This window comes from Saccharopolyspora erythraea, assembly GCF_018141105.1.
Lineage (GTDB): Bacteria > Actinomycetota > Actinomycetes > Mycobacteriales > Pseudonocardiaceae > Saccharopolyspora_D > Saccharopolyspora_D erythraea_A.
In genome coordinates, this window is the sequence record NZ_CP054839.1 from 6,633,907 (window position 1) to 6,660,448 (window position 26,542).

Annotated in this window: 23 protein-coding genes; 9 read left to right on the forward strand and 14 right to left on the reverse strand. The window is 73.6% G+C overall.

Annotated elements, in window-relative coordinates; genetic code table 11:
* The first annotated feature begins 109 nt into the window (after positions 1-109).
* From HUO13_RS29635 to HUO13_RS29650, 4 genes are all read left to right on the forward strand, one after another.
* Positions 110-787 carry an MBL fold metallo-hydrolase gene (locus HUO13_RS29635; RefSeq protein ID WP_211898255.1) on the forward strand — a complete coding sequence of 226 codons (678 nt, stop codon included), beginning with the start codon at positions 110-112 and terminating at the stop codon, positions 785-787.
* Positions 766-1,188, forward strand: coding sequence for a hypothetical protein (locus HUO13_RS29640; RefSeq protein ID WP_211898256.1), 423 nt, complete (start codon positions 766-768; stop codon positions 1,186-1,188). Before HUO13_RS29635 ends, HUO13_RS29640 begins: the two co-directional genes overlap by 22 nt.
* Before the next feature lie 39 nt (positions 1,189-1,227).
* Positions 1,228-1,992: an alpha/beta fold hydrolase gene (locus HUO13_RS29645; protein ID WP_211898257.1), complete on the forward strand. Its 765-nt coding sequence runs from the start codon at positions 1,228-1,230 to the stop codon at positions 1,990-1,992.
* A 207-nt stretch (positions 1,993-2,199) separates the two neighbouring features.
* A complete protein-coding gene (locus HUO13_RS29650; RefSeq protein WP_249124170.1) occupies positions 2,200-3,201 on the forward strand; it encodes a LacI family DNA-binding transcriptional regulator in 1,002 nt (333 codons plus the stop codon).
* Between the two features lie 35 nt (positions 3,202-3,236).
* Here the strand turns inward: HUO13_RS29650 and HUO13_RS29655 are convergent, their stop codons facing one another.
* The 4 genes from HUO13_RS29655 to HUO13_RS29670 all read right to left on the reverse strand — a co-directional run bounded on the left by HUO13_RS29655 (position 3,237) and on the right by HUO13_RS29670 (position 7,049).
* Complete coding sequence (locus HUO13_RS29655) at positions 3,237-3,980, reverse strand: hypothetical protein (protein WP_249124171.1); 744 nt, start codon at positions 3,978-3,980, stop codon at positions 3,237-3,239.
* Between the two features lie 91 nt (positions 3,981-4,071).
* Positions 4,072-4,791, reverse strand: a complete 720-nt coding sequence (locus HUO13_RS29660) for an SDR family oxidoreductase (protein ID WP_211898258.1) — start codon at positions 4,789-4,791, stop codon at positions 4,072-4,074.
* Positions 4,792-4,907: 116 nt separating this feature from the next.
* Positions 4,908-6,014, reverse strand: coding sequence for a C45 family autoproteolytic acyltransferase/hydolase (locus HUO13_RS29665; protein ID WP_211898259.1), 1,107 nt, complete (start codon positions 6,012-6,014; stop codon positions 4,908-4,910).
* A 39-nt stretch (positions 6,015-6,053) separates the two neighbouring features.
* Entirely contained in the window at positions 6,054-7,049 is a 996-nt protein-coding gene (locus HUO13_RS29670) for a P1 family peptidase (protein ID WP_249124172.1), read from the reverse strand.
* A gap of 535 nt (positions 7,050-7,584) precedes the next feature.
* Here HUO13_RS29670 and HUO13_RS29675 point away from each other — a divergent pair.
* Together HUO13_RS29675 and HUO13_RS29680 are read left to right on the forward strand one after the other, a co-directional pair.
* On the forward strand, positions 7,585-9,549 hold the full coding sequence (locus HUO13_RS29675; protein WP_211898260.1) for a primary-amine oxidase: 1,965 nt from the start codon (positions 7,585-7,587) through the stop codon (positions 9,547-9,549).
* Positions 9,550-9,595: 46 nt separating this feature from the next.
* A complete protein-coding gene (locus HUO13_RS29680; RefSeq protein ID WP_211898261.1) occupies positions 9,596-10,225 on the forward strand; it encodes an FMN-binding negative transcriptional regulator in 630 nt (209 codons plus the stop codon).
* Positions 10,226-10,479: 254 nt separating this feature from the next.
* Here HUO13_RS29680 and HUO13_RS29685 read toward each other — a convergent pair whose 3' ends face one another.
* The 3 genes from HUO13_RS29685 to HUO13_RS29695 form a co-directional block, all read right to left on the reverse strand.
* Positions 10,480-11,658, reverse strand: a complete 1,179-nt coding sequence (locus tag HUO13_RS29685) for a cation:proton antiporter (RefSeq protein ID WP_211898262.1) — start codon at positions 11,656-11,658, stop codon at positions 10,480-10,482.
* A 57-nt stretch (positions 11,659-11,715) separates the two neighbouring features.
* Positions 11,716-12,426, reverse strand: coding sequence for a M15 family metallopeptidase (locus HUO13_RS29690; protein ID WP_211898263.1), 711 nt, complete (start codon positions 12,424-12,426; stop codon positions 11,716-11,718).
* Positions 12,427-12,515: 89 nt separating this feature from the next.
* The gene (locus HUO13_RS29695; protein WP_249124173.1) at positions 12,516-13,817 is read right to left on the reverse strand and encodes a PucR family transcriptional regulator; all 1,302 of its coding nucleotides are present in this window, start codon (positions 13,815-13,817) and stop codon (positions 12,516-12,518) included.
* Between the two features lie 177 nt (positions 13,818-13,994).
* Between HUO13_RS29695 and HUO13_RS29700 the strand changes: the two genes are divergently transcribed.
* Complete coding sequence (locus tag HUO13_RS29700) at positions 13,995-15,233, forward strand: YncE family protein (RefSeq protein ID WP_211898265.1); 1,239 nt, start codon at positions 13,995-13,997, stop codon at positions 15,231-15,233.
* A 116-nt stretch (positions 15,234-15,349) separates the two neighbouring features.
* Here HUO13_RS29700 and HUO13_RS29705 read toward each other — a convergent pair whose 3' ends face one another.
* Together HUO13_RS29705 and HUO13_RS29710 are read right to left on the reverse strand one after the other, a co-directional pair.
* Positions 15,350-15,940 carry a hypothetical protein gene (locus HUO13_RS29705; protein ID WP_211898266.1) on the reverse strand — a complete coding sequence of 197 codons (591 nt, stop codon included), beginning with the start codon at positions 15,938-15,940 and terminating at the stop codon, positions 15,350-15,352.
* Positions 15,941-16,764: 824 nt separating this feature from the next.
* Positions 16,765-17,616: a PhzF family phenazine biosynthesis protein gene (locus tag HUO13_RS29710; protein ID WP_211898267.1), complete on the reverse strand. Its 852-nt coding sequence runs from the start codon at positions 17,614-17,616 to the stop codon at positions 16,765-16,767.
* A gap of 71 nt (positions 17,617-17,687) precedes the next feature.
* Between HUO13_RS29710 and HUO13_RS29715 the strand changes: the two genes are divergently transcribed.
* Positions 17,688-18,560 carry a LysR family transcriptional regulator gene (locus HUO13_RS29715; protein ID WP_211898268.1) on the forward strand — a complete coding sequence of 291 codons (873 nt, stop codon included), beginning with the start codon at positions 17,688-17,690 and terminating at the stop codon, positions 18,558-18,560.
* An 8-nt stretch (positions 18,561-18,568) separates the two neighbouring features.
* Here the strand turns inward: HUO13_RS29715 and HUO13_RS29720 are convergent, their stop codons facing one another.
* The 4 genes from HUO13_RS29720 to HUO13_RS29735 form a co-directional block, all read right to left on the reverse strand.
* Complete coding sequence (locus tag HUO13_RS29720; RefSeq protein ID WP_211898269.1) at positions 18,569-20,455, reverse strand: DUF2339 domain-containing protein; 1,887 nt, start codon at positions 20,453-20,455, stop codon at positions 18,569-18,571.
* A 225-nt stretch (positions 20,456-20,680) separates the two neighbouring features.
* A complete protein-coding gene (locus HUO13_RS29725; protein ID WP_211898270.1) occupies positions 20,681-21,040 on the reverse strand; it encodes a PRC-barrel domain-containing protein in 360 nt (119 codons plus the stop codon).
* A 72-nt stretch (positions 21,041-21,112) separates the two neighbouring features.
* Positions 21,113-21,292, reverse strand: coding sequence for a hypothetical protein (locus tag HUO13_RS29730; protein ID WP_211898271.1), 180 nt, complete (start codon positions 21,290-21,292; stop codon positions 21,113-21,115).
* Positions 21,293-21,441: 149 nt separating this feature from the next.
* Positions 21,442-22,167 (reverse strand): mechanosensitive ion channel family protein, encoded by a 726-nt coding sequence (locus tag HUO13_RS29735; protein WP_211898272.1) that lies wholly within the window; start codon positions 22,165-22,167, stop codon positions 21,442-21,444.
* Positions 22,168-22,307: 140 nt separating this feature from the next.
* On the opposite strand from HUO13_RS29735, the gene HUO13_RS29740 reads away from it, so the two are divergent.
* A complete protein-coding gene (locus HUO13_RS29740; RefSeq protein ID WP_211898273.1) occupies positions 22,308-25,481 on the forward strand; it encodes a BTAD domain-containing putative transcriptional regulator in 3,174 nt (1,057 codons plus the stop codon).
* A 97-nt stretch (positions 25,482-25,578) separates the two neighbouring features.
* Here the strand turns inward: HUO13_RS29740 and HUO13_RS29745 are convergent, their stop codons facing one another.
* Positions 25,579-26,454: an NAD(P)-dependent oxidoreductase gene (locus HUO13_RS29745; protein ID WP_211898274.1), complete on the reverse strand. Its 876-nt coding sequence runs from the start codon at positions 26,452-26,454 to the stop codon at positions 25,579-25,581.
* Between the last annotated feature and the right edge of the window lie 88 nt (positions 26,455-26,542).

Consider the following 26,542-nt stretch of genomic DNA (forward strand, 5'->3'; position numbering starts at 1 on the left):
TCGGCGGCTGCATGGCCCGCTGCCTGGGCCGGGCGGATGATCCGCCGCGCGGGAAACTCACCCACGGCTGACGTGAGCCGCGCCTCCACCTGCCGTTAGGCTCGCTGGCGTGGAGCCACGAGGACAGTACACGGGACACGTCGAGGCCGGCGGCGCTCCGGCCCGGCGCGAGCTGGACGAGCTGACCATCACCAAGATGTCTGTCGGCCCGATGGACAACAACGCCTACCTGCTGGTCTGCCGCCGGACGGGCGACGCGTTGCTGATCGACGCGGCGAACGACTCCGAGCGGCTGGCCGACCTGCTCGGCCACGACGACCAGCGCCCGCGCCTACGCACGATCGTCACGACCCACCGCCACGGCGACCACTGGCAGGCGCTGGGGTCGATCGCGGGCCAGACCGGTTCCTACACCATGGCCCACCCGGCCGACGCGGCGGAGCTGCCGGTGCCGCCGGACCGCCTGGTCGAGCACGGCGAGACGATCCAGGTCGGCGAGGCCGCGCTGGAGGTCATCCACCTGCGCGGGCACACGCCGGGTTCGATCGCCCTGCTCTACCGCGACCCGGCCGGTCACCCGCACCTGTTCACCGGCGACTCGCTGTTCCCGGGCGGGGTCGGCAAGACCACGTCGCCGGAGGACTTCCGCTCGCTGATCGACGACGTCGAGACCCGCGTCTTCGCCGAGCTGCCCGACGACACCTGGTTCTACCCGGGGCACGGCGACGACTCCACCCTCGGCGCCGAGCGCCCGAAGCTCGCCGAGTGGCGCGAGCGCGGCTGGTGACCGACCTCGCCGGGCGCGTCGCGGCCGAAGTCGAGCGGCAGCACCGCCTGCTCGCACGCTGGCTGGGCACCGAGTGCGACTCGTCGGTTCTCGACGAGCTGCGCGAGTCGCACTCGCCCGGCTTCACCATGACCACCGCGGAAGGCGCGGCCCTCGCCGCCGAGGATCTCTTCAGCGGGCTGGCCGAAGCCCGCAACACCGCCCCCGGCCTGGAGATCGGCGTCGACGACATCGAACTCGTGGCGTCGTCTCCCGGCCTCGCGGTGGTGCGCTTCCGCGAAACCCACCGCCACCACGGCGGAACAACCCAGCGCCGCACCACGGCCGTCCTCCGCCAGGACCCAGCCGCTCCCAACGGCTTCCGCTGGCAGCACGTCCACGAAACCACCGTCGGGTTCTGAGTTTCCGGGCCTCGCTGGGAAAGACGTGAGGGAGCAGCAGTGCCCGTCGCACGGAGCAACGGTCTCCGGATCTCTTACGAAGTCTTCGGCGAGGGTCCGCCGCTCGTGCTGCACCCGGGCATGTTCCAGGTCGGCGCGCACTGGTCGCTGGCCGGTTACTCCTCGACGCTGGCGGCGACCCATGCGGTGATCACGGTGGACCCCCTGGGCTTGGGTGGCAGCGACGCTCCGCGGGACCCGGCGGCATACGCATTGCCGCGCCGCGCCGACTACGTCACCGCCGTGCTCGACGCGGTCGGTGTGGAGAGGGCGGCGTTCTGGGGCTACTCGCTGGGGGCGCTCACCGGCTACGCGGTAGCCGTGCACGCTCCCGAGCGGCTGACCCGCCTGGTCGCCGGCGCGTTCGACCCCCTCGACGGCTTCCGCTCCGCGATCGACCCGATGCTGCGCGCCCTGGGCCTCCCGGCGGACGCCGACCCGTACCCGCTCGTGGAACGCGCAGCCCTCGCCCATCCCGCATTCGCCGCCGTGATCGAAGCCGCCGACTCGACAGCCTTGCGGGCCAACTACGCGGCGTACTCGCGCGAGCCGGGCCTGCACGCGGAGTTGGCCGCCGCCGACGTCCCGATGCTCATGTACGCCGGTACCGCCGACCCCTGGCACGAACCGATGCGGATCTTCGCCGAGCGGACGGGCGCGGCGTTCTTCTCCCTGCCCGACGCCGACCACGTGCGCGGCTGGAACGACTCGGCCGGCGTACTCCCCCGCGTACTGCCGTTCCTGGCACGCGACCTCCCCGTTTGACCAGTTGCGGCAAGGGGATTCGGCGATGCGGGCGCTGTTCGTTCGAGCCGGCGCAGGCAACTGGCGGATCACGGCACCGACGCGGACAACGGCGGCAACCCGGCCACCGACGCTGACGAAGACGGCTGATCCGGCCGCCGAACGCCCTGCGCAACGCGGTCGCGGTCGGTGTTCGCCGGGCGGGGTGCGGCGACTACCGTACGGGAGGTGAGCGCAGACGCCCCGGTTACGTTGGTGGAGGTCGCCCGGGCGGCCGGGGTCTCCAAGACCACCGCGTCCGACGCCCTGCGCCGGTCCGGCCGGGTTTCGGAGAAGACGCGGAAGCTGGTGGCCGACACGGCCGACCGGCTGGGTTACACGCCGAACCTCTCCGCGCGGTCGTTGCGGGCGGCGACGACGGGGGCGATCGGGCTGCACCTGCCGGAGGTCCTGACGCGCTCCGAGTACTACATGTCGTTCGTGTTCGGCGTGATCGACCAGGCGTCGCGGCACGACTACGACGTCACGCTGCTCACCTCGCGCAGCGCCAGGGCGCGGGCCGCGTTCCACCGCCTCGACGGGGTGGTGCTCGGCGACCCGCTGGTGACCGACCCGGTCGTGCACGGCCTGCTGGCGTCGGCGGTGCCCGTGGTCACCTGCGAGCGGTTCACCGGCGACGCCGAACCGGCGGGGACCGTCCGCTCGGACCACGCCGCGATGCTGTCCCGGCTGCTCGACCGGCTCCACGACACCGGGGCCTCGCGGCCCGCGCTGCTGGCGTCGAGCACCATCACCGACTGGGGCGCGATCCTGCAGCGCGCCTACCGCGAGTGGTGCGAGCGCAGGGGAACCGCCGTCCGGCTGCGCGAGCTGCCTTACGGCGCACCGTCGGAGGTCACTCAGGACGAGATCCGCGCGCTGCTGGCCGCCGAACCCGGCATCGACGCGCTCGTCTGCGCACCGGACGGTTCGGCGGCGGCCGCCCTGCCGGTGCTGCGTGAGGCGGGCCGGGAGGTCGGGCGCGACGTGCTGCTCGCCGCGTGCGTGGACAGCGGCCCGCTGGCGCACACCGATCCGCCGATCACCGCCATCGACCTGCGCCCGCGCGAAGCCGGTGCCGCCTGCGCCGAGCTGCTGTTCGAGCTGCTGGCGGGAACGGCGGACGAAGGCGCGGTGCGCGATCTGCCGATAGGGCTGGTGGAGCGGCGGTCGACGGCACCGCGGGACTGAATCGACGGAAGGACGCCGACGGCTGGTCGAGCCATTCACATCCCGGTGACCGCGTGGAACTCCTCGCCCGCGTTGAGACGTCGGACGAGGTCCAGCACGGCGTGCGATCCGCCGTGGGCCGTGACCCAGCCGTCCACTCGGCACGCCGCCTTGGCGTAGGTGCGGGGGTCGGCCGCCGCGGCCTTCAGCCAGTCGTCCAAGGTCACCGGGAGCGGTCCCTCCGCCGGTACCAGGCAGCGGTCCGGCGCCGTCGCCGGTGCGAGATGGCGCGGGTCGTCGGAGACCAGGACGGCCAGGCCCTCGTCGAACCACTGCGGAACCCGCGCACCTTCCGAGTGCAGCCGGGTGTGCAGTTCGACGTGCGACATCTCGTGCGAGGCGATGACCGGGTCCACGCCGCGCGGCGAGAGCATCACCGCGCTGTTCAGCACGGCGATGCCGCGTTCCCTGCCTCCGCCGATCCGCCGGTAGCAGTCGTCGGTGAGGCAGGCGAGTATCCGCGGGGAGCTCACCCTGCCGCCATAGAAGCGGTCGACGCGCCGGTTCGCATGCTCCACCGCGGAGATCACCTGCTGCCTATGCGACGCCGGTGGTCCGGGTTCCGCGTGGAGGCCCGGCGCCACCCGCTCCAGCCCATAGCAGCCGGGACACGTCGTGGCCGCGAGCGAGGGGAACCACACCACGACGACCGCCACCGCCGCCACCAGTGCGACCGCGAGCACGGCGAGCAGCCACGCCAGAATCCGCCGCGACCTGGATCTGCCTGCCCACCACCTCATCGCGGTCAAGACTGCCGATCGGCGCGAGCGACCGCAACGAACGTCGCCCGCCGAACCACGGAAGTCCACTGCCGGAGCGGCCCCCGGGAGGTCAGCACGGGGTCGGAGGCTTGGGCGTCCGGCCGGAGGCGAGCCGTTCCGCCTGCTCGACGACGGCAGTCCGCCACTCCGCCGGGACGACGGAGAAAACCCCGTCGTCGTCGAGGGTCCCCAGCGCCTCGCGGGCGACATCGGCCGGATCGGCCCCTTCCGACGACATCCCGGTGGACACCAGCGCGGGGCAGATCATGCTCACCCGCACGGGTGTGCCGGCCAGGGCCATGGCCGCATGCTGGGCGACGGCGGTGACCGCGTGTTTGGACGGCCCGTACGCTCCCCCGCCCGGGAACACCGCCAGTCCCGCCAGGGACGCGGTGATCAGCACATGAGCACGCTCGCCGGACGCGAGCAACCTCGGCACGAAGGCGCGCAGCCCGTTGACGACACCCGCGACGTTGACGCCGAACACCCGGTCCCACTCGCCGGGCGGGACCTCCCACGGTGCGCCGAGCGAGGCGCCCACCACCCCGGCGTTCAGACAGATTAGCCGCGCGTCCGGGGCCTTCGCCGCGAGATCGTCCATCGCGGCCTGGTCCGAGACGTCCGTGGTCACCCCGGTGGCGCCGAGCCGCGTCGCGACCTCGGAGAGCGCGTCGGTGTCGACGTCGGCCAGCACCAGGTCGGTGCCCCTCGCGCGCAGCTCCTCCGCAAGCGCCTTCCCGATCCCGCTCGCCGCTCCGGTGACGACGGCGGTCTTGATTCCAGTGCTCAAGGAGATCCTCCGGGCGAACGCGGACGGGCAGAACGATCAAGCACCTAGGCTAGCCCGGGAGCCCACTCTCCCGAAGTGGATATCGGCCGGTATCCACTGTGGAACATCGCGGGGGTCTAGCTCTTCGGTGCGGTCGCTCGCCGCGCCGCGGGAGTCCACTGCCAGCTCTGCGCCGAGACTCCGCAGGGCCCGCCGTCGTGCACGCCCAGCCGGGCGGCGGCCAGGTCGAGGGTGAGCGTCGCCAGCGTCTGCCAGCGCCGGTGCGCGGGCAGCGCCGGATCCGCGTGGGCGCACACCGGTGCGCCGTCCGCGTGGTGTGCGTGCAGGGCGCGGGCGCGGTCGGTCGGGTCGTCGGAGAAAAGGCCGTGCGTGCGCCGCCGGAGCAGGGCGAGCCGCTGGTAGGTGCTCGACTCCGCTTCGGTGGTCCGCTCCCCCGCGCTCAGCTCGGCGTCCAGGAAGTGGTTGGTGTGCAGGAAGATTCCGGTGCCGTCCGGCTCGAGTTCGGCGACTCCCGCAGGTGACAGCTCCAGACCGCGCACCTCACCGCGCTCTCCGTCGAAGGTGGCGACGGTGATCAGCGAGGACGCCGACAGGCGGGCCGAGCCCGCGATGGCGACCGCTTCACCGACGGTGCTCGCCTCGTCGAGGATGCGACGTGCGACCACGTGCACCGGCACCCCGATGTCAGCGCTGTCGCGCACGTGCCGCAGCACGTTGAAGTGCACGCCGAGCCCCGCGCTGTTCACCCCGATCTTGCCGAGCACGCCGAACTCGGTGAACGTGTGCACCCGGTGTCCGGCGCGGGGCTCCAGCGACCAGATCACCATGCCGTCGCCCAGGGTGTCGTGCCAGTCCCAGGTCTGCACCGTGCGCGGGGCGAGTCCGGTGCCGGGCAGCACGACCGACGTGGAGCACTCGCCTTCGCCGTTGCTCGCCGCGGCGGCCAGGATCTCGGTGCGCGCGTTGAGCGCGGCGACCTGCCATTCCGGCAGCCCGCACCCCTCCGCCACCCCGGCGATCTCCTCCGCGAGCGCGGGCGCCCACGCCGCGGTCTCGGCGTATGCCTGCTCGCTCCAGCCGCGGATGCCGGAAGCTCCGACGGCGGCGAACAGCTCGGCGTAGCCGGCGTAGGAACGCCGTACCTGTTCCCGCCACGCGCGGCCGAAACCACGCCCTCGCTCCGCCGGGTCGAGCTCGCCGGACCGGTGGACTGGCAAGGACATTCGAGACCTCCTCGTGCCCGGGGCCGCCGCGGACCCGCCTCACTCGACGCTGCTGAGCACCGCGTCCCAGGCCAGTTCGGAGGCGAGCGCCCCGAGCCCGGTGGCGGTGGTGCCGGTGAGATCGACCTCGTCGGTGGTGAGCGCGAACAGGATGTCACCGTCGATCTCGGTGTGGAAGGGCTGGATCGCCCTGTGCATCGAGCTGTGGACCTGGGTGGCGAGCTGGCCGAGCGCGACGTCGGTCAGCCGCACGTTGGTGACCAGCACGGTGAGCGTGGTGTTGCCGGCCAGTGTGTGCACCTGAGGCCCGCCGGTCGCCCCCGCCGCGAAGTCCTCGGCCGGGAAGCGGCGTTCCCCCGTCTGCGGGTGCACGTTGCCGCGCACGATCTCGCCCTGGCGGTCCACGACCACGCCGACCGCGTTGACCACGGTGGCCACCAGCACCTTCATCTCGGCGAACGACCGGAACGCCGCGCCCTGCCCGGCGAACTCCGCCCTGGCGAAGTCGATCTTGCCGACTGATGCCGAACGCCCCGCACCGCACCGTCCGACAGGGAACGCGCCTGCTTCGGCGTTGCGCAGCGCGGCCCTGCCCAGCGCCGCGTCCGGTGCGATGGCGGTGTCGCGGGCGGAGAAGTCGTAGATCACCGCACCGGAGACGTGTTGCAGCGCGGCCCAATGCGTCTGGTTCTGCACCCGTGACAGCAGTTCCGAGCTGACGCCTGCCGCCGCTTCCAGGCCGTAGACCGACCCTCCCGCGAGCACGATCGCCTCGTGGTAGCGGTAGCCGCCGCTGAGGCCGACCGCTCCGCCGCGCGCGTCGACCGCGGTCCGGGCACCGGCCGGGACGTGGATCACCGTGCACCCGGTCGGCCCCTCCGGGTACTCGGCGGTGCCGACGAACACGCCGGGCATGTCGAACCGGACCGACCGGTGACCGGGACTGGGCTGGGGGTCGAGCACGACGTCGTCGTTGCCCGGCGCACCCCGCGCGAAGCGCGAGGGCGTTGCCATCCGCGGGTCGTTGCCGCTCACAGCGCCTCCAGCAGTTGTCGTGAGTACTCGGGGTCCTGACCAGCGATATGAGCCGCCCCGACGTGGCCACGTCGGCGAGTTGGGGGTCGAGCCCGGTCGCGGCACCGTTGTCCGCCGGCATCTGGAGTTGGAGGACGCCACCGGCGCGTGCCCTCTCGTCGACGACGGCGAGAGAGCCCGGAGGAAGTGGGGGCGGGCTCGTGATGCTCGACCGCGGAGCAGGCAGCCGCGACCGGCACGACCGCGAGCACAGCGCAGAGGAGCCTGGTGATCCGCATGTGGCCTCACCTTCCGCTGCGAACGTGGCCGCCGTGCCGGTCCAGCACACATGCCGGAACGTTCCGACATGGGCGACGATTAAACGGTGACGTGGCCCACCCGTCAAGGTCACACCCGAACGGACCATTCGTAGAACCCTGGCGCTACCTGGAGTCCGTTGACCCACCGGCACCGCCGGGCTAGCCTGCTGGACAGCCGATGCCGGAACGTTCCGGCATTCGAGTGACCGGCCCACGCGGCAGACAAGGGGACGACCGTGACCGGATGCCGACACCAGGACCCCGGCGAAGCGCCCACCGACGAGACCCCCTCCCACCCGCTCGCGCCGCTGAGCGCGCCGGAAATCGTCCGCACGCGCGAGATCCTCGAAGCAGCCGGGATCATGGGCACCTCGACCAGGGTGTCGTACCTGGGGCTGCTCGATCCCGCCAAGGACGCGCTCGCGCGGTACGAGGAGGACGGTTCGCCGGTACCACGGGACGTTCGGGTCCTGCTGCTCGACATCGCCAGCGGCGACGCCGAGGAAGTGCGGGTGAGCCTGTCCGGCGGCGCCGTCGTGTCCCGGCACCCGATCGACCCCGCCACCGCGGGCCAGGTCCCGGTCCTGCTGGAGGAGCACGACCGGGTGCGCGAGATCGTGGCCGCCGACGAAGGCTGGTGCGCCGCCCTGCGCAAGCGCGGCATCGACGATCCCGCGCAGGTCTTCCTCGCCGCGCTGTCGGCTGGGCGGTTCTCCGGCGACGACGGACGCAGGCGGACGGTGCGCGTGCTGGCGCACTGGCGACCCGAAGAGTCCACAATGGTCTGGGCGCATCCGGTGGACGGCCTGGTCGCCCACGTGGATCTCATCGAGCGCGAGGTCGTCGAGATCGTCGACACCGGCGCGGTGCCGATCCCGCAGGAGTCCGGCGACTACGACGATCCCGAGGTGCGTGGACCGCTGCGGACCTCGTTGCGCCCCATCGAGATCACCCAGCCCGAAGGCCCGAGCTTCGCCTTCGACGGCCACGAGCTGCGGTGGGAGAACTGGACGCTGCGCGTCGGCTTCGACATGCGCGAGGGCCTGGTCCTGCACCAGGTCCGGTTCCGCGACGGCGACCGCGACCGGCCGGTGCTGCACCGTGCGTCGGTCGCCGAGATGGTCGTGCCCTACGCCGACCCCGGCCCGATCCGCTTCTGGCAGAACTACTTCGACACCGGCGAGTACCAGCTCGGCAGGCTGGCCAACTCGCTGGAGCTGGGCTGCGACTGCCTCGGCGAGATCACCTACCTCGACGCCGTCGTCGCCAACGGCGCCGGCGAACCGGTGACGCTGACCAACGCCGTCTGCGTCCACGAGGAGGACGCGGGCGTGCTGTGGAAGCACACCGACCCGGCCAACCGCAGCAGGCAGACGCGCAGGCAGCGCAGGCTGGTCGTCTCCTTCTTCACCACCGTCGGCAACTACGACTACGGCTTCTACTGGTACCTCTACCTCGACGGCACGATCGAGCTGGAGTGCAAGGCGACCGGCGTGGTCTTCACCGCCCGCTACGACGAGCGGATCGCACCGCACGCCACGGAGGTCGCGCCCGGTCTGGCCGCGCCCTACCACCAGCACCTGTTCAACGTGCGGCTGGACATGGCGGTCGACGGCCCGCTCAACGCCGTTGACGAGGTCGAGGTGGAGCGCGTGCCCATCGGGCCGGACAACCCCCACGGCAACGCGTTCCGCCGCGCGAGCAGGCGCCTGCGCACCGAAGGCGAGGCCGTGCGGATGGCCGATCCGGGCCGGGGCCGGGTCTGGCACGTCGTGAACCCGGACCGGCACAACCGGTTCGGCCGGCCGACGGGCTACGAGCTCGTCCCGCAGGGACAGCCCGTGCTGCTCGCCGACGAGTCCTCGGCCATCCACGGCAGGGCCGGGTTCGCGACCAGGCACCTGTGGGTCACCCGCCACGACGAGGAACAGCGGTACCCGGCGGGCGACCTGGTCAACCAGAGCGCGCCGGGTGCGGGGCTGCCCGAGTACGCGGCGGCGGACCGGCCGATCGACGGCGCCGACCTCGTCGTCTGGCACACCTTCGGGCTCACGCACTTCCCGCGGCCGGAGGACTGGCCGGTGATGCCGGTCGACAGCTGCGGGTTCACCCTGCGTCCGGCCGGGTTCTTCGACCGCAACCCGACGCTCGACGTCCCGCCGCCCTCCCCGGGGCACTGCTCGCCGCAGGCCGGGAGCTGACGGGCCGGGCGCTGACCGGCCCGGCGCTGAAAGGAACGAAGAGTCCATGCACGTGTTCGACCGCTACGCGGCGCCCTCCAAGAGCGCGGAGGTCGACCTGGTGCGGCGGCACCCGTTCGCCGTCGTCGTCAGCGCAGAGGGCACCGGCGCGCCCGTGGGCAGCCACGTCCCGGTGGTGTTCCCGCAGGACCGGCCGCCGCCGGGCGTACTGGACGGCACGACGCTGCCGGGGCACATGGCGCGGTCGAACCCGCAGTGGCGGTCGTTCACCGCGGGTCGGGAGGTGCTGCTGGTCTTCTCCGGCCCGCACGGCTACGTCTCGCCCTCCGCCTACGGGTTCGAGCCCGCGGTGCCCACGCTCAACTACGCCGCCGTGCACGTCACCGGCTCGGTGGACCTGGTCGGCGACGCGGCCGGATGCCTGCGCGTGGTCGAGGAAACCGTGCGGGCGCTGGAAGACCTGCGCGACCCGGCGTGGGACATGACCGCGTCGCGGGAGAAGTTCGCCGCCCTCGCCGGGCACGTCGTCGCGTTCCGGGTGCGGGTGACCTCGGTGCGTAGCACGTTCAAGCTCAGCCAGGACATGCCGCCCGACGTCCGCGCCCGGGTGCGCGCCGACCTGCGCGGCGCGCACCCACACCTGGCCGAATTGATGGCAGCGCACGACCCGGGCTGACCCGCCGGACATCTACGCCGGGCGGCGGTCCCGGCGCAGGGGGTGCCTGAGTACCTGTCGTCGATCATTGAAGCGGCGTCAGCCGCTTGGCCCACCCTCGCAACCGGCACCGTCGCGGGTTCTCCGGCGTTCTCTGGCGAGGACAGCTTTTTCGCCGCGTATGCGTGATACGTCAGAAAAAGATCCCGGAGCCAGAGGACGCCTGAGGTTCCGCCACCGGAACCGCCACGCAAGGCGAGTCCAAAGACTGCTTCCTACGTCGGGCGGCGGTCCCGGCGCAGTAGGGCCAGCGCGGTGCTGGGGAACAGCAGCACCGACAGCAGGCCCGCGCAGACCAGCGCCGCCCCCGTCACCGGGGCGATCAGGCCCACTGCTTCGCCGATCTGCGTCGTGGTGACCAGGAACGGCAGCGACGTGGCCTGCAGGAACCCGGCAGCCACGGCCGAACGCGTTCCCAGTGACCGCGCGTAGAGCAGTGCGGGCACGCCCCGCACCATCAGCAACGCCAGCAGGAAGAGCGGGACGCGCAGCAGCGCCGCGGGCTCCTCGACGAGCCCCCGCAGGTCCAGCGTCACCCCGCTGGAGATGAAGAAGACCGGGATCAGGAACCCGTAGCCGATGGCGTCGAGCTTGGTGCGGAAGTGCGGGTGCGTGCTGGTGTCGCGGTCGATCAGGCCCACGACCGCACCCGCCAGGAACGCGCCGAGGATGCTCTCCAGCCCGAACGCCTCGGCGAGCACGACGAAGGCCACCAGCAGCGCCACCGCGGCGCGGACCCGGAGCTCGGCGGTGGTGTCCTGCAGGCGCAGGAAGACCTCGTCCAGCCGCGACCACCGGCCCGCCATCGCGACCGCGACACCGATGGCGGCCACGAACAGGACGAACACGGCCAGGAACGCGAGCCGCTCGGCCGGGGTCGTCTCCGACACCGAGAAGAGCAGCGACACCAGCACCACCGCGGCGAAGTCGGCGACCGAGCTCGCCGCGATCGTGGTCTGGCCCGTCGCGTCCTCGGCGCGGCCGGCGTCCTTGAGCACCGGCACGACCAGCCCGAGCGAGGTCGCCGACAGCGCGACGGCGATCAGCAGCGGGTCGCGCACCCAGCCCGCCGCGCCGAAGGAGAACCCGGCCAGCACGCCGAGGACCATCGTCAGGGCGTAGCCGAGCAGCGCCGTGCGCAGCAGCGAGCCCCGCAACCGGTGCACGTCGACCTCGAGGCCGGACAGGAACAGCAGGAACGCCAGCCCGAGCAGGGCGACGATCCGCACCGCCTCGTCGACCTCCACCAGCCCGAGGACCGACGGTCCGAGCACCACGCCGGCGACGATCTCCAGGACCACGGAGGGCACGCGCACCCGCGGAGCCATGCCGAGCAGCAACGGCGCCAGCAGCGCGACCACCGTCACGACCAGCAGGTTGGTCAGGTCAGGCATGGCGGACACCCCCAGCGCCGCGTCGTCGGCTGGCACCACCATGTGGCGCGGCGGCGCTCAGGGCATCTCGAAGTGCTGGTAGTCGAGCGGCGTGGTCCAGTGCCCGCCCCACGCCCAGCCGCGGTCGGTGAAGGCGCGCACGGCCGGGTCGCCGTCGTGCAGCAGGCCCGGGTCGCGGCGGGCGCGGTCCAGGTACGGCGCGGCGTTGGCGGGCTGGAAGGCGCCGGTGTCGTCGACGTAGGGGTTGATCAGCGGGTTCACGTCGACCGCGCGGCCGAGGGCGTGCTGGGACCACCGGCCGCTGCCGGGGATGTCGCGGCAGCTGAACGCCGAGGTGTTGTTGTCCCGCATCGACAGCTCGTCCTCGGCACCCGGGTAGGAGCCCGCCGGACGCATCCGCTCCACCGGGTAGCCGATAGCGTAGAGCTGCCCGAACACGTCGACCACCTGCCGGACCCGGTCCTGGTGCACGTCCAGCTCACCCACGTGCGTCGCGCCGTCCATACCGACGTGGGCGAGGCGCACGCGGCGGAGCTCGGCGGGCCCCACCGGGCAGCCCGGTCGCCAGCTCGGCCCCAGCTCGGCGGCGGTGACCGGCAAGACCTCGGCGGTGAACGGCGCCCGCGCCGGGGCGGTGGGCGGCGGCGACGCGGGCGGTGGCGGAGCGGGCGGTGGCGGAGCGGGGCCGGAGCACTGCGCGAGCACCGCGAGCAGCGCCACCGCGAGACACGCGCGGTGGGCGGGGTGCGGGTGGTGACGTGTCCTCATCGGGAGGTCCCCGTCGGCTCCGGTGCGCTCGGTCGAGCACACCCCACCGTACCCGGGCGGACACCCGCTGAACGGCTCGTCGAGGGCCGTCAGCGCCGTCGCGCCGACGTCAGCGCCTGGCGCGCGATCAGCGCGGCCCGGATGCGGGGCAGCTCGGCGGGCACCGTCGTGTCGAGCCCGGTCAGGGCGGCGATCCTGCGCAGCCGGTAGTCGACGGTGTTGGGGTGGATGTGCAGGGCCCGCGCGGTGTGCCTGCGGTTGAGGCCGTGGCCGAAGTGCGTCCGCAGCGTTTCGAGCAGCTCGGGCTTGCGCGCGACCGGCTCCAGCAGCGCCGCCAGCTTCTCCGCCGCAGGCCCCGGCCGGGACAGCTGGTACTCCAGCGCCACGTCGTCGAGCCGGTGGACGCCGGGGGGACGCCCACAGGCGAGCGCCACGTCGAGGACCTCCCGCGCCACGACCGCCGCCTCTCCCACATCGGTCGGGGCTGCCGCCACCGCACCCGCCGTGGCGTCGGCGCCCGCCGCGCGCGACGCCGACTCGACCAGCGAGGCCAGCCGCCCCCAGTCGGCTTCGCCGACCTCGTCGGCGGGTTGCGCGCACGGCACGAGCGCGACGCCACCTGCCGGGGTGAGCGCACAAAGCACCGGATCGCGCGCTCGGTGTTCGAGTTCGGTGCGCAGCCTGCGGAGCTTGCGCCGCGCCGCGACCGAACCATCCACATCGGACCTGTTCTCGTCGGGGTGCGCGCCGATCACCAGCTCGAGCACCAGATACGAGGGCGGCAGCAGGATTCCCGCCCTGGCGGCGATCTCGGCGTTCGCTCCGCCTTCCAGCAGCGCCGAGAGCAGGGCCTGCCGGGCTGCCTGCTCCTCGCTGAACACCGCCTGCCGCTCGTGGAAGTACCCGGCCGAGACCGCGGCGGTGACGTCCTGGAGGTAGGCGAGCTGCAACCTGCTGAGCCGCAGCAGTCCCGGCAGGTCGGCGGGTTCGGCGTGCGGCCCCAGCAACTCCCAGCTCACCCGCACGCCGAGGTGGTGCGCGCTGAGCACCACGTCGATCGGCACCCCCTCCTCGGCCCGCTGGGCGATGTTCTCCCGCAGCGAGGCCAGGAACCGCGGCGACGGGCGCCGGCCGGTGCGCACGACCTCGGCGAAGGCCCTGACTCCCGCGCCGATGATCCGGGTGACGTCACCGCGCAGCAGTTCGGTGGGCATCCGGGCGTAGGCGGGCAGCTCGGCGAGGATGCGCTCGAAGACGGCCGCCACCAGTTCCGGCGCGGCGGCGGTGATCCGCTGGTGCAGCGCAACTCCGCCAACGGTGATCGGGTCGACGGTGACGGGGTCGATCGCGGTCGAGGGCTCCCCGGAGGAGCCAGGACTGTGTCCGGTCACGAAGATCTCCGCTGTTGTCTGGGAAGAATCCCACGTCGACCCAACGACCGGATGCCCCATCATGTTACGGAGATCAAGCTACCTGCCGGTAACCGGGCTTGTCGCCGGCAGTCCCTCGCCACCGAACGGACCGCACCGAACGGACCGACCGCCGACCGACGAAGGGAACGTGTGCGCATGAGGAGAATACTCACCACCGGCCTGGCCGCGCTCGCACTCGCCGGAGCCGCCGTCGTGACACCCGGCTACGCGACGGCGCCGGCACCGCAGGACGTGCTCTTCGTCGGCAACAACTGGGACGGCACCGTGGAAGTGGTGTCCGCGCAGGGCGGCCTCACCAGCATCGGCCGGATCAACGCCGTGCCCGACCGCGACGAACGGATGCGCGAGATCTACGCGAACCCGGTGCGGCTGGCCTACTTCCTGGGCATCCGCGCGCTGGTCGGCGAGGGCCACGACCAGTTCGTCGACGACGCCTACAGCGTGCGGGACGGGCGGCTGCTGGTGGTCTCGCGGCCGAGCTTCGCCGACGTGGTCGCGATCGACATCGCCACCGGCGAGCTGGTGTGGCGGTTCGCCGTCGAAGGCCAGCGCTCCGACCACATGGCGATCTCCCCGGACGGCACCGAGGTCGCCGTTTCCGCCTCCACCGGCAACGTGGTGCACCTGCTCGACGTGGCCACCGGGCGCGAGACCGGCCGCTTCCCGTCCGGCGACTCGCCGCACGAGAACGTCTACTCCGCCGACGGCAGGTGGATCCTGCACGCCAGCATCGGGCACGTCTACTCGCCGCTGGACCACCCGGCGCTGGACACGACCAAGGGCGAGCGCTACTTCCAGATCGTCGACCGCGCCACCGGCCAGGTGGTCCGGCGCATCGACATGGGCGCCGAGCTGGACGAGGCGGGCTATCCGCACATGAGCTCCGCGGTGCGGCCGATGACGTTGAGTCCGGACGCCCGCTACGCCTACCTGCAGGTCTCGTTCTTCCACGGCTTCGTCGAGTACGACCTGGTGCAGGACCGGGTGACCCGGGTGGCCAACCTCCCGATCGCCGACGAGGTGGAGGACCTGCCCAGGGAGCAGTACCTGCTGGACTCGGCCCACCACGGCATCGCGATGAACCCCGCGGGCACCGACCTGTGCGTGGCGGGCACGATGTCGGACTACGCGACGATCGTCTCGCCGGAGACGTTGCGCCACAAAGGACTGGTGCGCTCGGGCAAGAAGCCGTACTGGGCGACTCCCAGCGCCGACGGGCAGCACTGCTACGTGTCGTGGAGCGGCGACGACAAGGTGTCGGCGATCTCCTACCGGACCGGGCAGGAGGTCGGCAGCGTCCAGGTCGGCGACCACCCGCAGCGGATGCGCCTGGGCCAGGTGCCCGCGGGCTGGCGGGGCGGGCCGGCGGCGTAGTCACGGCCGGTGGCGTAGTCACGGCCGGTGGCGTAGTCACGGCCGGTGGCCGGACGGGGCTGCGCGGCAGCCCCGTCCGAACGGCTCGCGTCCCCGGCCCTGCGCGTCGCGCCGGATCAGCGGCGCCGAAGCGCTCCGGCGACGACGCGGCCCACGACCAGGTAGACGGCGGCCGCGAGACCGTAGTTGAGCACCAGGCCGAACGTCGCGTCACCCGGGGTGAACACGTCCCCGAAGCCGAACACGAAGATCCGCGCCGTCTGGTAGACGAACGAGACGAACCCGCTGTCGGGGTTCGCGCCGAACAGCTGGAACACGATGTGCAGCACGAACACCGTGGCGACCACCCCGGTGAACAGGTGGACGACCATGGCCAGGGTGTTGGCGCGGTCCGCCCTGCGGGCGCGCTTCTCCTCGTAGGAGCGCTCCGGTCGGTCGTGGCGGGCCGGCGGCGGTTCCGGCGGCGGCTCGTACCGGTCGCGCCCGCGCTCGCGCTCGTACCGCCGGTCGCGGTCGTACCGGTCCCGGTCCCTGTCGTAGCGATCCCAGTCGCGGTCCCAGTCCCGGTCGCTCTCGCGGTCGTACGGGCGGTCGTAGTCGTAGTCGCGGTCCCGGTCGTAGTGGTCGTACGGGTCCGGGTCGTCGTACCGGGACGGCGGTGGCTCCGGATCTTGCCGCGCCGGCGCCGGTGGCTGCTCGTACCGCATCGTCGGCGGGTTCGGCGGACGTGCCGCCTGCGTCGCCGGTTCCGGTGCTCCCGGCGGCGGACCCGGAGGCTGCGCGGGCGGCTGACCGGGAGGCGGGCCGGGTGGCTGCGGCGGACGCGGCTGCTGGCCCTGCGGCATCGGCGGTTGCCCGCCGCCGGGCGGCGGACCCTGCGGCGGCGCGGGCGGGCCCTGCGGAGCGGGCGGCGCGCCCTGCGGCGGCCCAGGCGGGGCGGCTGCGGCGCAGCGCCCTGCGGCGGCCCAGGCGGAGCCCCCTGCGGTCCACCGCCCTGCGGGGGAGCCTGGGGCGGTGCCTGCGGAGGTCCCGGAGGTCCGGGCGCGGGCGGCCGGCCCTGCGCGGGCGGCGGTCCCGGTGGCACGGGTGCCTGCGGAGGAGGCCCGGGCGGTGGCGGCGGGCCCTGCGACGGGCCAGGAGCCGCCGGAGGCGGCGCGCCCTGCGGGTTCGGACCCTGCTGGTTCGGGCCCTGCGGATTCGGAGCCTGAGGACTCGGGCCCTGGCCTTGCTGGCCGGGAGCACCGGGGCCGGGACCCTGCGGCCCGGGTCCGGGCGGAGCCGGACCGGGGCCCCGTCTCGCGCCGGGCGGCGGCCCCTGGGGCGGGTGACTGCTCATGGCCCGCCATTGTGACGATCACACCGCCGGGGCGACAGCCCTCCCCCACTGCCAGGCACATGAGAGAAGCCACAGCGCACCCCCTCCGCGCCTGCCCGCCCGAGAGTCTTCGGGCCGCAAGTCCGGCCGTGCCGCGGCCCGGAGGTGCACCCCGCGCCCCGCGGGACCTCGCCCCCGCACCAGGGGTCGGCGACGTCACTCGGAGATGGGTACGGCCGAGCCGGTGACCGCGATGCCCGACGCCGCCCCGGCGGGGATGTCGACGAGCAGCCTGCTCGGACGTCCCATGTCCTCACCCTGGTGGATGGTGATCCGCACCGGTGGCTCGACCGCGCCGAGCACCCGCAGGTACGCGCCGAAGGCCGCCGCCGCGGCACCCGTGGCCGGGTCCTCGTAGACGCCGCCTGGCGGGAACGGGTCGCGGGCGTGGAACTCACCGTCATCGCCCCGCCACACCAGGTGCACGGTCGTCCAGCCCCGCTCCGCCATCAACGCTCCCAGCGCGGCGCGGTCGTAGTCCAGCTCGGCCAGCCTCCGGCGGGTGGCGGCGGCCAGCACGAGGTGGTCGTTGCCCGCGTTGGCGATGCGCGGCGGCAGGCCGGGGTCCAGCTCGGCCGCGTCCCAGCCCAGCGCGCCGAGCACCGCGGCCAGGTCCCCCTCGTCGACCTCGCGCACCGCCGGGGCGACGCTGGTGAGCGTCGCGACGACCCGGCCGCCCTCGGTCCGGGTGTCGACCGCGACGTCGCCGACCGGTGCGGTCAGCAGCAGCTCTCCCGCCCCGTCGCGCTCGGCGAGCGCGACCGCCGTGGCGATCGTCGCGTGACCGCAGAACCCGACCTCGGCCAGCGGGCTGAAGTACCGGATGCGGTGGTGGCGGTCGCCCGGTCGCTCGACGAGGAAAGCGGTTTCGGAGTAGCCGACCTCCGCGGCGATCTCCTGCATGCGCTCCTCGGTCAGCCCGCGGGCGTCGAGCACCACCCCGGCCGGGTTGCCGCCCCGGCCGCCGTCGTCGAAGGCGCTGTACCGCAGCACGTCTATGTCGTCCATGGTGACCAGCCTGCCGACCCGGTGACATCATGTCCAACGATGACTTCCGATGCCTTCGATCGGAGAACTCGATGGACACCAGGCTGCTCCGCAGCTTCCTCGCGGTGGTGCGCACCGGCGGTATCACCGCGGCGGCGGCCGAGCTCTCCTACGCCCAGTCCACGGTCACCGCGCACGTGCAGGCCCTGGAGCGGCTGACCGGCGCCCGGCTGCTCGACAGGTCGGCGGCCGGGGCGGTGGCGACCTCGGCGGGCGCCCGGCTCGCCGAGCACGCCCGGCACATGCTGGATCTGGAGGACCGGATGTTCGCCGAGCTGGCCGCGGCCGACCGGACACCGGCCGGCGAGGTCCGCCTCCGGGCGCCCGAGTCGGTGTGCGCGTACCGGCTTCCGGGTGTGCTGCGCGGACTCTCCGAGCGCTATCCCGACGTGCGGCTGTCACTCGCGCCCGCGGCGACCGGTGACGCGCTGAGCGCGGTCGCCGACCGCCGCGCCGACCTCGCGCTGGTCTTCGAGCCGTCGGTGAGCGGCAACGGGTTCGACGTCGTCGATCTCGGACCGCAGCGCCTGTCTCTGGTGGCGGGCCCGGCCACCGGTCTCTCCCGCGGGCGCCGGGTCACGGCGCCGGAGCTGGCCGAGGCCGGTGCGCTGCTGCTCGAGGAGGGCTGCGGCTACAGCGACGAGCTCGCCGCGCTGCTGTCCGCCGCCGCCCCGGCCGCCGCGCCCACCCGGTTCGGCAGCGTCGAGACCGTCAAGCGCTGCGTGGCGGCGGGCCTCGGCGCGGCGCTGCTGCCGACCGCGACCGTCGAGGAGGAGATCGCCGACGGCAGGCTGGTCGAGCTGCGCGGCCCGCGCACGTCCGAGCACCACCTTTGGCTGGTTCGTTCGGCGACGCGGTGGGCCTCCCCCGCTGTCATGGCCGTGCACTCGCTGCTGAGGACCTGACCAGGCCCTCAGGCGTCGGACTGCTCCGCGGCCACCAGACGGGCGTAGCGCACGCCCGCCGCCAGCAGCACCAACCCCGCGCACAGGAACGCCACCACGCGCGCGAAACCGTCCAATGTGGCCAGGTCGAACAGGAACAGCTTCGCCAGCGCCACCGCGATCAGCACCATCCCCGCCACCCGCAGGTGGGTGAGCCGGACTCCCCGCAGCAGCAGGTAGATCGCCGCGCCGACCCAGCTCAGCGTGATGAGGATGTGCCCGGTCAGGAAGCCGGTGCGGTCATCGCGCACGAGCAGCACCAGCGCCATGATCGTGCTGGCGCTGCCGTAGAGCAGCACCATGCCGGGCAGTGCCCACACTCCACCGGGTTCCCGGCTCAGCGCGCCGAGCCGAACCGCGACCGCGGGCACGAGAACGGCGACTGCCGCGATCAGCAGCCCCGCCAGCACACCCGGGATGCCCTGGGCGCGTCCCAGGCCGGCCAGCGCCGCGATCGGCACCTCGTGGACCATCGAGACCAGGAAGCCGGCGACGCCGAAGCACAGCGCGCCGAGCAGGATTCCGCTGCTGCGCAACTGGAAGGCCCCCAGCGCCAGCAGCAGCGCCTCGCACAGCAGCGCGGTCGCCCACGCCGAGGGATCGACGAAGGTGACCGTCGCCTGCAATGCCGCCACCGCACCCGCGCCACCGGCGACCGCCGTGAAGCGGCTCGGCAGCAGCTCGCGGAACGCGGGCAGGAACCTGCCCACCGCCCAGACCGCGAGCAGCATCGCGGCCACCAGCGCCGCGAGCAGTCCGGCGTGCACGCGTTCCACCATCGGCGCCGACAGCAGCGCCGGGGCGGGCGAGGCGACCAGCAGCCCGATCGCCGTCACGTCGTCGCCGCGGCGGGCCCCGGCGGTCACGGCGGCGAGCACGACGCCGAGCAGCGACACGGCCAGCACGGCCAGCAGCGTGGTCCCGTCGTGGCGGGGCAGGACGAGGTTCCAGACGTCGGCCACCAGGGCTCCCAGCACGCACGGGACCGCGGCGGCCAGCGTCAGCCCGCGCCACCCGCGCCGGATCTGCACGGGCGTCGCGGCGATCTGCAACACCAGCAGGAAACCGACCAGCATCGCATCCGGCCGCGCGGTGATCATCGGCGCGCAGACGGCGCTGCCGAGCACCGCGCCGACCGCCGGGGACTGCGCGCGCCAGCGGTCGGCCAGCGCCAGTCCCGCGGCGGCGACGAGCAACCCGAGGCCGAGGCCGGCCGGCTTCGGGAAGTAGCCGTAGAGCGAGGTCGCGGCGACCACGGCCAGGTGCACCGCGGTGAAACCCGTTGCGGCGAGCGCGTATGCGCCGATGCGGCCGGCCTGCCTGCGGTGGACCCAGACTGCGGCGGCGACCAGCGCCGCGCCCAGCGCGGCTCCGCCGCCGACGCGCAACTGCGGCAGCAACCAGCCCTGCTGCGCGGCGAGCACCAGCAGGAAGACCACTCCGAGCAGCGTCACGGCGGTGCCCGCGACGGCGAGAACGCGGCTCGTGGTGAGCTGTCCGGCGCTGAGGCGGCGCGGGGCCCGCGCGGCCTGCACCGGCTGCGGCATCTCCGGATACGGCGGGGCGTGGGGAGTCGGCTGCGGCGGGGCGGGCGGCATGCCGTACGGCTGCTGCGCCCAGGCTTCCTGCCGCTGCGGCATCGTCGGCGGCTGCGGCATGGCTTGCGGCGGCTGGATGGCCGGCTGCTGCGGCACGCTTGTCTGCTGTGGCGCCGACCCGGCGGCGCGGGAATGCAGAACCGCGCCCAGTTCGGCCAGGCGCTGCCCGATCGCGTTGAGCTCGCCCGCGAGCAGCACGAGCGTGCCGTCCTGATCGGGTCCGCAGTCGGACCGCTCACCTGAACTGGAGTGCGACATGGGCCCAGAGTCTTGCCACGGGCGATCAGGGCCGCATCGGTAGCACTACTCAGATCGAATACGCGGTTGCAAGGCCCCGACGACCCGATTGCACTTGCCGGCGTGACTTGCGTTCCGTCTCGGCGTCGCGAACGCGCAGGCGCTCGCGACGCACCCGCTGGGCACCGTGGTCGAACCGCTGTGCGTGGAGGTGTCCGTCGCGCGCGGGCCGTGACGGCCCCGGCGTCAGGAGCGCCGGCTGATCAGGTCCCAGGCGCGGCGCACCAGTGCGTGCAACCGGCCTTCCGGCAACGGGCGGCCCGCACTGTCGCGCCTGGGGTTGGTGCGGTCGCGGTACTCGGCGAGCTCGCCGCGGCCGACCTTCAGCAGCACGCCGTGTTCGTGCATCTGCGCGATCTGGTCGGGGTCGGCGAAGAGGCGGCGGACGGGAAGCCGCGCGCCCTGCACGACCACGCCCTCGAAGATGTCCATCGGCAGGTCCGCGACGACGCGTTCCACGGTCCCGATCCGCTCACCGTCGCGGTCGAAGACCGGTGTGCCTTCGGCCAGCGCGAGGTAGGCGATCGGTCTGCCGAGGTCGTCCACGCCGTCAAGGCTACGCCAGAACGCCGGTGTTCCCCTCCCGTCGCGGCCCTGGCCAGGGCCGCGACGGGAGGCTCACGCCTCTGGGTAGAACGAGGCGATGTGCGCTTCGAGATCCATCAGGTCGGGGTGCGCGAAGAACGCCATGTTGTCGCCGTCGGACGGGCAACCGGACTGGTGGCGCACGTCACCGAACACGTCGGTGGCGCGGCAGTGCGAGCACGGCACGCGGGCCAGCGGGTATCGGGAGCTCACGCAGCCTCCTCGGGGACGCCTCGGGGGACCACGACCGCGTGCCGGGGGCGGCCGTGGGAAGCAACCGCACGCTAACGGGGCGAATGCGCTGGTACCAAGCCCTCTCCCCAGCCCGTGTGCCCGCTCTCACGTCGTCCTCCGCGACGTCGCTAGCCGGCGGTGGTCTGTTCGCTGCCGAACCCGTTGGTCTGGCCGGACCGCCCCGAGTCGGTCTTGTTGTTGGGGGCGATGGCGGAGTTGAGCACCGCGGTGTTGGGGAGCTTGACCGGGCCCTCGTCGCTCTCCAGCGTCAGGTAGACCAGCCCCATCTCGGTGACGCGGCCCTGCAGCGGCCCGCCGAGCGTGCCCGAGTGGATGACCAGGTGGTCGCCGAGGGTGAACGGGCGTGCGGTCACGAGCATGAGCCCGGCGAAGACGTTGCCCAGCGACTGCTGCGCCGCGATACCGATGATCACACCGGTGACGGCACCGCCGAGCAGCAGCTGGTCGACGCGCACGCCGAGCTCTCCCAGCGCCACGACCGCGACGAGCGCGTACCCGGCCAGGGAGATGACCAGCCGCAGCGCCCCGGCGTGGCTGGGGCTCAGCCGCACCCGGGTGCGGCGGCCCGCCTCCCTGGCCAGGCACTGCACGGCGATCGCGCCCAGCACGACGAACACGATCGCGCCCGCGATGGCGGCGGTCTTGTAGAGCGCGGAGCCGTGGCGGAACAGCGCGGCGGGGTCGACCACCGCGGCCGCCACGATCATCGCCACCGCCAGCGCCGAGGCGACCGCACCCCGCTTCACGTCGGCGCTGAGGCCGCGGGGTTTCAGCCGCGGGGTGCGCCACCAACCGCGGCGGCGGGTGTCGGGGTCCTCGTTCGGGGAAGCCATGCGTCCGATTCTGGCGATCTCGTCGGCACGATCAAGTGACGGGGCGCACGGTCGGCTCACGAGCGGCGTCAGCCGCTGGGTGCAGGCCCAGCGCGCACGGCTGCGCAGACCTTGTCCGACGCATTCCCTAAGGTCATACCGTGCGTTTCGGAGTGCTCGGTCCGTTGGCCGCGTGGGCCGCCGACGGGCGCCCGGTCCGGGTGCCCGAGGCGAAGGTCCGCGCGCTGCTGGCGAGCCTGCTGGTCGAACCCGGCCGGGCGGTCTCGGTGGACCGGCTCGCCGACCGCCTGTGGGGCGAGCGGCTGCCGGGCAACCCCGCCAACACCATCCAGACCAAGATCTCGCAGCTGCGCCGCGTGCTGGACGCCGCCGAGCCCGGCGCTCGCGACCTGGTCCGGCACCAGCCGCCCGGTTACCTGCTGCACGTCGCCGACGAGTCGCTGGACGCCCGGCGGTTCGAGTCGCTCACCGAACGCGCCCGCGCGGCGGCGGACCCCCGCGAGCGGGTCGCGCTGCTCACCGACGCCCTCGCGCTGTGGCGGGGTCCGGTGCTCGCCGACTTCGCCGACGCGCCGTTCGCGGCGCCGCTCGCGCGGCGGCTCGAGGAGCAGCGCCTCGTCGCCGAGGAGGACCGGGCGCAGGCCCGGCTCGCGCTCGGCGAGCACGACGACCTGGCCGGTGAGCTCGCCGAGCTGGTCGCCGCGCACCCGCTGCGCGAGCGGCTGCGCGCCGTCCAGATGCGGGCGCTGTACCGGGCGGGCAGGCAGAGCGAGGCACTGGACGCCTACCTCGACCTGCGGGAGCGGCTCGACCGCGAGCTCGGCCTGGAGCCCGGCCCCGAGATCACCGCCCTGCACGGGTCGATCCTGCGGCAGGACGCCGCGCTGGAGGTCCGTCCCGCGCGGCGCACCAACCTGCCCGCGCCGCTGACCGAGCTGGTGGGCCGGGCCGACGCGGTGGCCGCGGTCCGCTCGCTGGTCGCCGGGTCGCGGCTGGTCACGCTCACCGGGCCGGGCGGTGTCGGCAAGACCGGGCTCGCGGTGGAGGTGGCCAGGTCGCTGGAGACCGCCGACGGCGTGTGGCTGGTCGAGTTCGCCGGTCTGGATCGGCAGGTGAGCGCGGGCCCGGACTCCCTCGACAAGTGGGTCGTGGCCGTCGTGACCGCCGCCCTGGACATCCGCGAGGAGGTCGCGGGCGCCTCCGCCGACCGGCTCACCGATGTCCTGCGCGGCAAGGAGGTCGTGCTGCTGCTGGACAACTGCGAGCAGGTCGTGGAGCCGGTGGCCGCGCTGGTCGCCCGCCTGCTGCGGGCCGCGCCGGGGCTGCGGGTGCTGGCCACGGGCCAGGTGCCGCTCGGCCTCACCGGCGAGGTCGTGTGGAGCGTCCCGCCGCTCGAGGTCCCCGGCGCCGACGTCGTGGCCGCGGCCGAGGTCGGGCGGTTCAGCGCGGTGCGGTTGTTCGTCGCCCGCGCCGCCGCCGCGCGACCCGGCTTCGCGCTGGACGCGGGCAACGCCGCCGCCGTCGCGGCGATCTGCCGCAGGCTGGACGGCATCCCCCTTGCTCTGGAGCTGGCCGCGACCAGGGTGCGCGCGCTGGGCGTCGGCGAGCTGCTGGGCAGGCTCGACGACCGGTTCGGCCTGCTGACCACCGGTCCGCGCGACGCGCCCGCGCGGCAGCGCACCCTGCGGGCGGTGATCGACTGGAGCTGGGAGCCGCTCGGCGAGCCGGAACGGGTCGTGCTGCGCAGGCTCGCCGTCCACGCCGACGGGTGCACGCTGGCGGCGGCGGAGGCGGTGTGCTCCGGCGACGGCGTGCGCCCCGAGGACGTCCTCGACGTGCTGGCCCGACTGGTCGACCGGTCGCTGGTGGTCAGCCAGCCCGGCCGGTCCGGCCAGCGCTACCGGCTGCTGGAGTCGGTCGCCGCCTACTGCCTCGACCGCCTCCAGCAGGCCGGGGAGCTGGCGGCGGTCCGGCTGCGCCACGCCCACCACCACCTCACCGCCGCCGAAAGAGCGGAACCGCTGTCGCGCGGCCCGCACCAGCGCGAGCGGCTGGACGAGCTGGACGCCGAGGCCGCGAACCTGCGGTCGGCGCTGGAGACCTTCGCCGAGCACGGCGAAGCCGACGCCGCGCTGCGGCTGGCCCGCGCGCTGACGTGGTTCTGGTTCCTGCGCGGCCGGTTCCGCGAAGCGTGCAGGGCGCTGCGCGGTGCCCTGTCGGTGCCCGGGGCGAGTCCGTCGCGGCGCACCGAGGTCGCGGTCTGGACGGCGGGTCTTGCGGTGCTGGGAGGAGATCCGGTCGACGAGGAGACGTTCGAGCAGGCCGCGGGCATCGCCGACCCGAGGGCGCGTTCGCGTGCGCTGTGGTTCGCCGGCTACGTGCAGTCCACCATCGGCGACATGGCGGCCGGGCGGCGCTTCACCGACGCGGCGTTGCGCGATTTCGAGGCCCTCGGCGACAAGTGGGGCATCGCCGCCGCGCTGGCCGACCGGACGAGCCAGGCGCTCGGCGCGGGCGAGCTCGCCTCCGCCGACCGCGCCGCGCGACGCAGCGCCGAGCTGTTCGACGAGCTCGGCGACCGGTGGGGGCAACTGCAGGCGTCGTTCGCACGGGGAGTGCTCGCCGAGACTTTCGGCGACCACGAGCGGGCGCGCCGGCTGCACCGCGAGGGCCTCGACAAGGCGCGGGAGCTCGAGCTCTGGCCGGAGGTCTCCTACCAGCTGACGTGGCTGGGCCGCAACGCGCTGCTCACCGGCGACCACGCCCTCGCCCGCGAACACCACGAGCGCGCCGCCGAGATCGCCCGCGAGCACGGCTTCCGGACCGGCGAGGTCTACGCGGTGACCGGGCTTGCGCTCGGCGCCCGCCGGGAGGGCGACCTCGACCTCGCCGAACGCCACCTGGACGAGGTGATGCGCTGGTACCGCGACTCGGCGTTCGAGCCCAGCAGCACGCTCGTGCACGCCGAGTTCGGCTTCGTCGCAGAGATGCGCGGCGACGCCGGGCGCGCTGCCGAGCACCACCACCGGGGCTTCGAGCTGGTCCTCCGCCTCGGCGACTCCAGGGCCGTCGCGCTGGCCATGGAGGGGCTGGCGGGCGCCGACGCGCTGGCCGGGCGGCACGCCCGGGCCGCCCGGCTGCTGGGCGCGGCGGCCCACGCGCGCGAGTCGGTGGGCACGCCGCTGATCCCGGCCGAGTCCGCCGACGTCGACCGCATCACCGCCGCCGCGCGCGCCGAGCTCGGCGACGAGGTCTTCGCCGCCGAGTTCGAGCGCGGTGCGCGGGCCTCACCCGAGGAGTTCCGCCGCCGCTGACGCCTCCCGGCGAGACGTCAGACCTGTCTTTGGCCTTCGAAGCGGCGAAGCCGCTCGACCCACCCCTGCCACGCAGGGGTGCGTCCGAAGCCAGCACTCAGAGCGATGGGTCGCGGATGACGTTGATGAGGCTGGTCCAGCTGTCCTTGCCGTGCCCGGCCGCGACGGCCCGCGCGTAGTGCGACTGGATCGCTTTCGGCAGCGCCAGATCGATGCCCGCCACTTCGCTCGCACCGACGATGTGGTCGGCGGTCGCGCCCATCATGAAGGTCGAGGCCGCGTCCCCGGGGTGGGCGCCCTCGTCGACGGCCTTGGCCGCATCGGCGAGGAAATAGGACACCGTGTCGAAGTTCTCCACCGCCCTCGGCAGGAACTCCTTCGCCGACACCCCCGCCGAGCCCAGCAGCGCGGTCGCGTGCATGTAGAGCGACAGCGACCCGAGGAAGATGTCCAGCTGCGCCAGGTAGTAGAGCTGGGCCAGGCCGGGGTCGGTGCCGACGTAGTCGGGCCTGCCGATCAGGCGCAGCACCGGCTCGTGGGCATCGAGCACCTCGCGCGGGCCGCTGTAGAAGGTGTAGGCGGATTCGGTGCCGACCAGGTTCTCCGGCACCATGATGCCGCCGGTGAGGAACTCCGCGCCGCGCTCGGCAGCCCACGTCGCGGCCTCGCGGCTGCGCTCCGGGGTGTCGGAGCTGAGGTTCACCAGCACCTTGCCGGAAAGCCCCTCGCCGTCGCCGAGGATGTCGTACATGGCCTGGTAGTCGGTCAGGCTCAGCAGCACCAGCCCGGAGGCCGCCACCGCCTCGGCCGGGGTCTGCGCGCGCACCGCGCCCTCGGCCACCATGGCGTCGGCTCGGCCGGGCGTGCGGTTCCAGACGGTCACCGGGTGCCCGGCGGCCAGCAGGACCCGCACGATGCTGCGGCCCATCGGGCCCAGGCCGATCACGGTGACAGCTTCCTTGTGCTCGTTCATGGTCTCTTCCCGCTCGTCGTTGGCTGACCTGTCCGACTCTGCCGCCGGGCACGCACGGATCGCCGACGGTCCGCGCACGGACCGGGAG

Coding starts and splice junctions, on each gene's coding strand:
- HUO13_RS29655 (WP_249124171.1), bottom strand. CDS start 3,980: ATGAGGTGGTGGGCAGGCAGATCCAGGTCGCGGCGGATTCTGGCGTGG.
- HUO13_RS29665 (WP_211898259.1), bottom strand. CDS start 6,014: ATGTCCTTGCCAGTCCACCGGTCCGGCGAGCTCGACCCGGCGGAGCGA.
- HUO13_RS29680 (WP_211898261.1), top strand. CDS start 9,596: ATGCACGTGTTCGACCGCTACGCGGCGCCCTCCAAGAGCGCGGAGGTC.
- HUO13_RS29685 (WP_211898262.1), bottom strand. CDS start 11,658: ATGCCTGACCTGACCAACCTGCTGGTCGTGACGGTGGTCGCGCTGCTG.
- HUO13_RS29690 (WP_211898263.1), bottom strand. CDS start 12,426: ATGAGGACACGTCACCACCCGCACCCCGCCCACCGCGCGTGTCTCGCG.
- HUO13_RS29700 (WP_211898265.1), top strand. CDS start 13,995: ATGAGGAGAATACTCACCACCGGCCTGGCCGCGCTCGCACTCGCCGGA.
- HUO13_RS29705 (WP_211898266.1), bottom strand. CDS start 15,940: ATGCGGTACGAGCAGCCACCGGCGCCGGCGCGGCAAGATCCGGAGCCA.
- HUO13_RS29710 (WP_211898267.1), bottom strand. CDS start 17,616: ATGGACGACATAGACGTGCTGCGGTACAGCGCCTTCGACGACGGCGGC.
- HUO13_RS29715 (WP_211898268.1), top strand. CDS start 17,688: ATGGACACCAGGCTGCTCCGCAGCTTCCTCGCGGTGGTGCGCACCGGC.
- HUO13_RS29720 (WP_211898269.1), bottom strand. CDS start 20,455: ATGTCGCACTCCAGTTCAGGTGAGCGGTCCGACTGCGGACCCGATCAG.
- HUO13_RS29735 (WP_211898272.1), bottom strand. CDS start 22,167: ATGGCTTCCCCGAACGAGGACCCCGACACCCGCCGCCGCGGTTGGTGG.
- HUO13_RS29745 (WP_211898274.1), bottom strand. CDS start 26,454: ATGAACGAGCACAAGGAAGCTGTCACCGTGATCGGCCTGGGCCCGATG.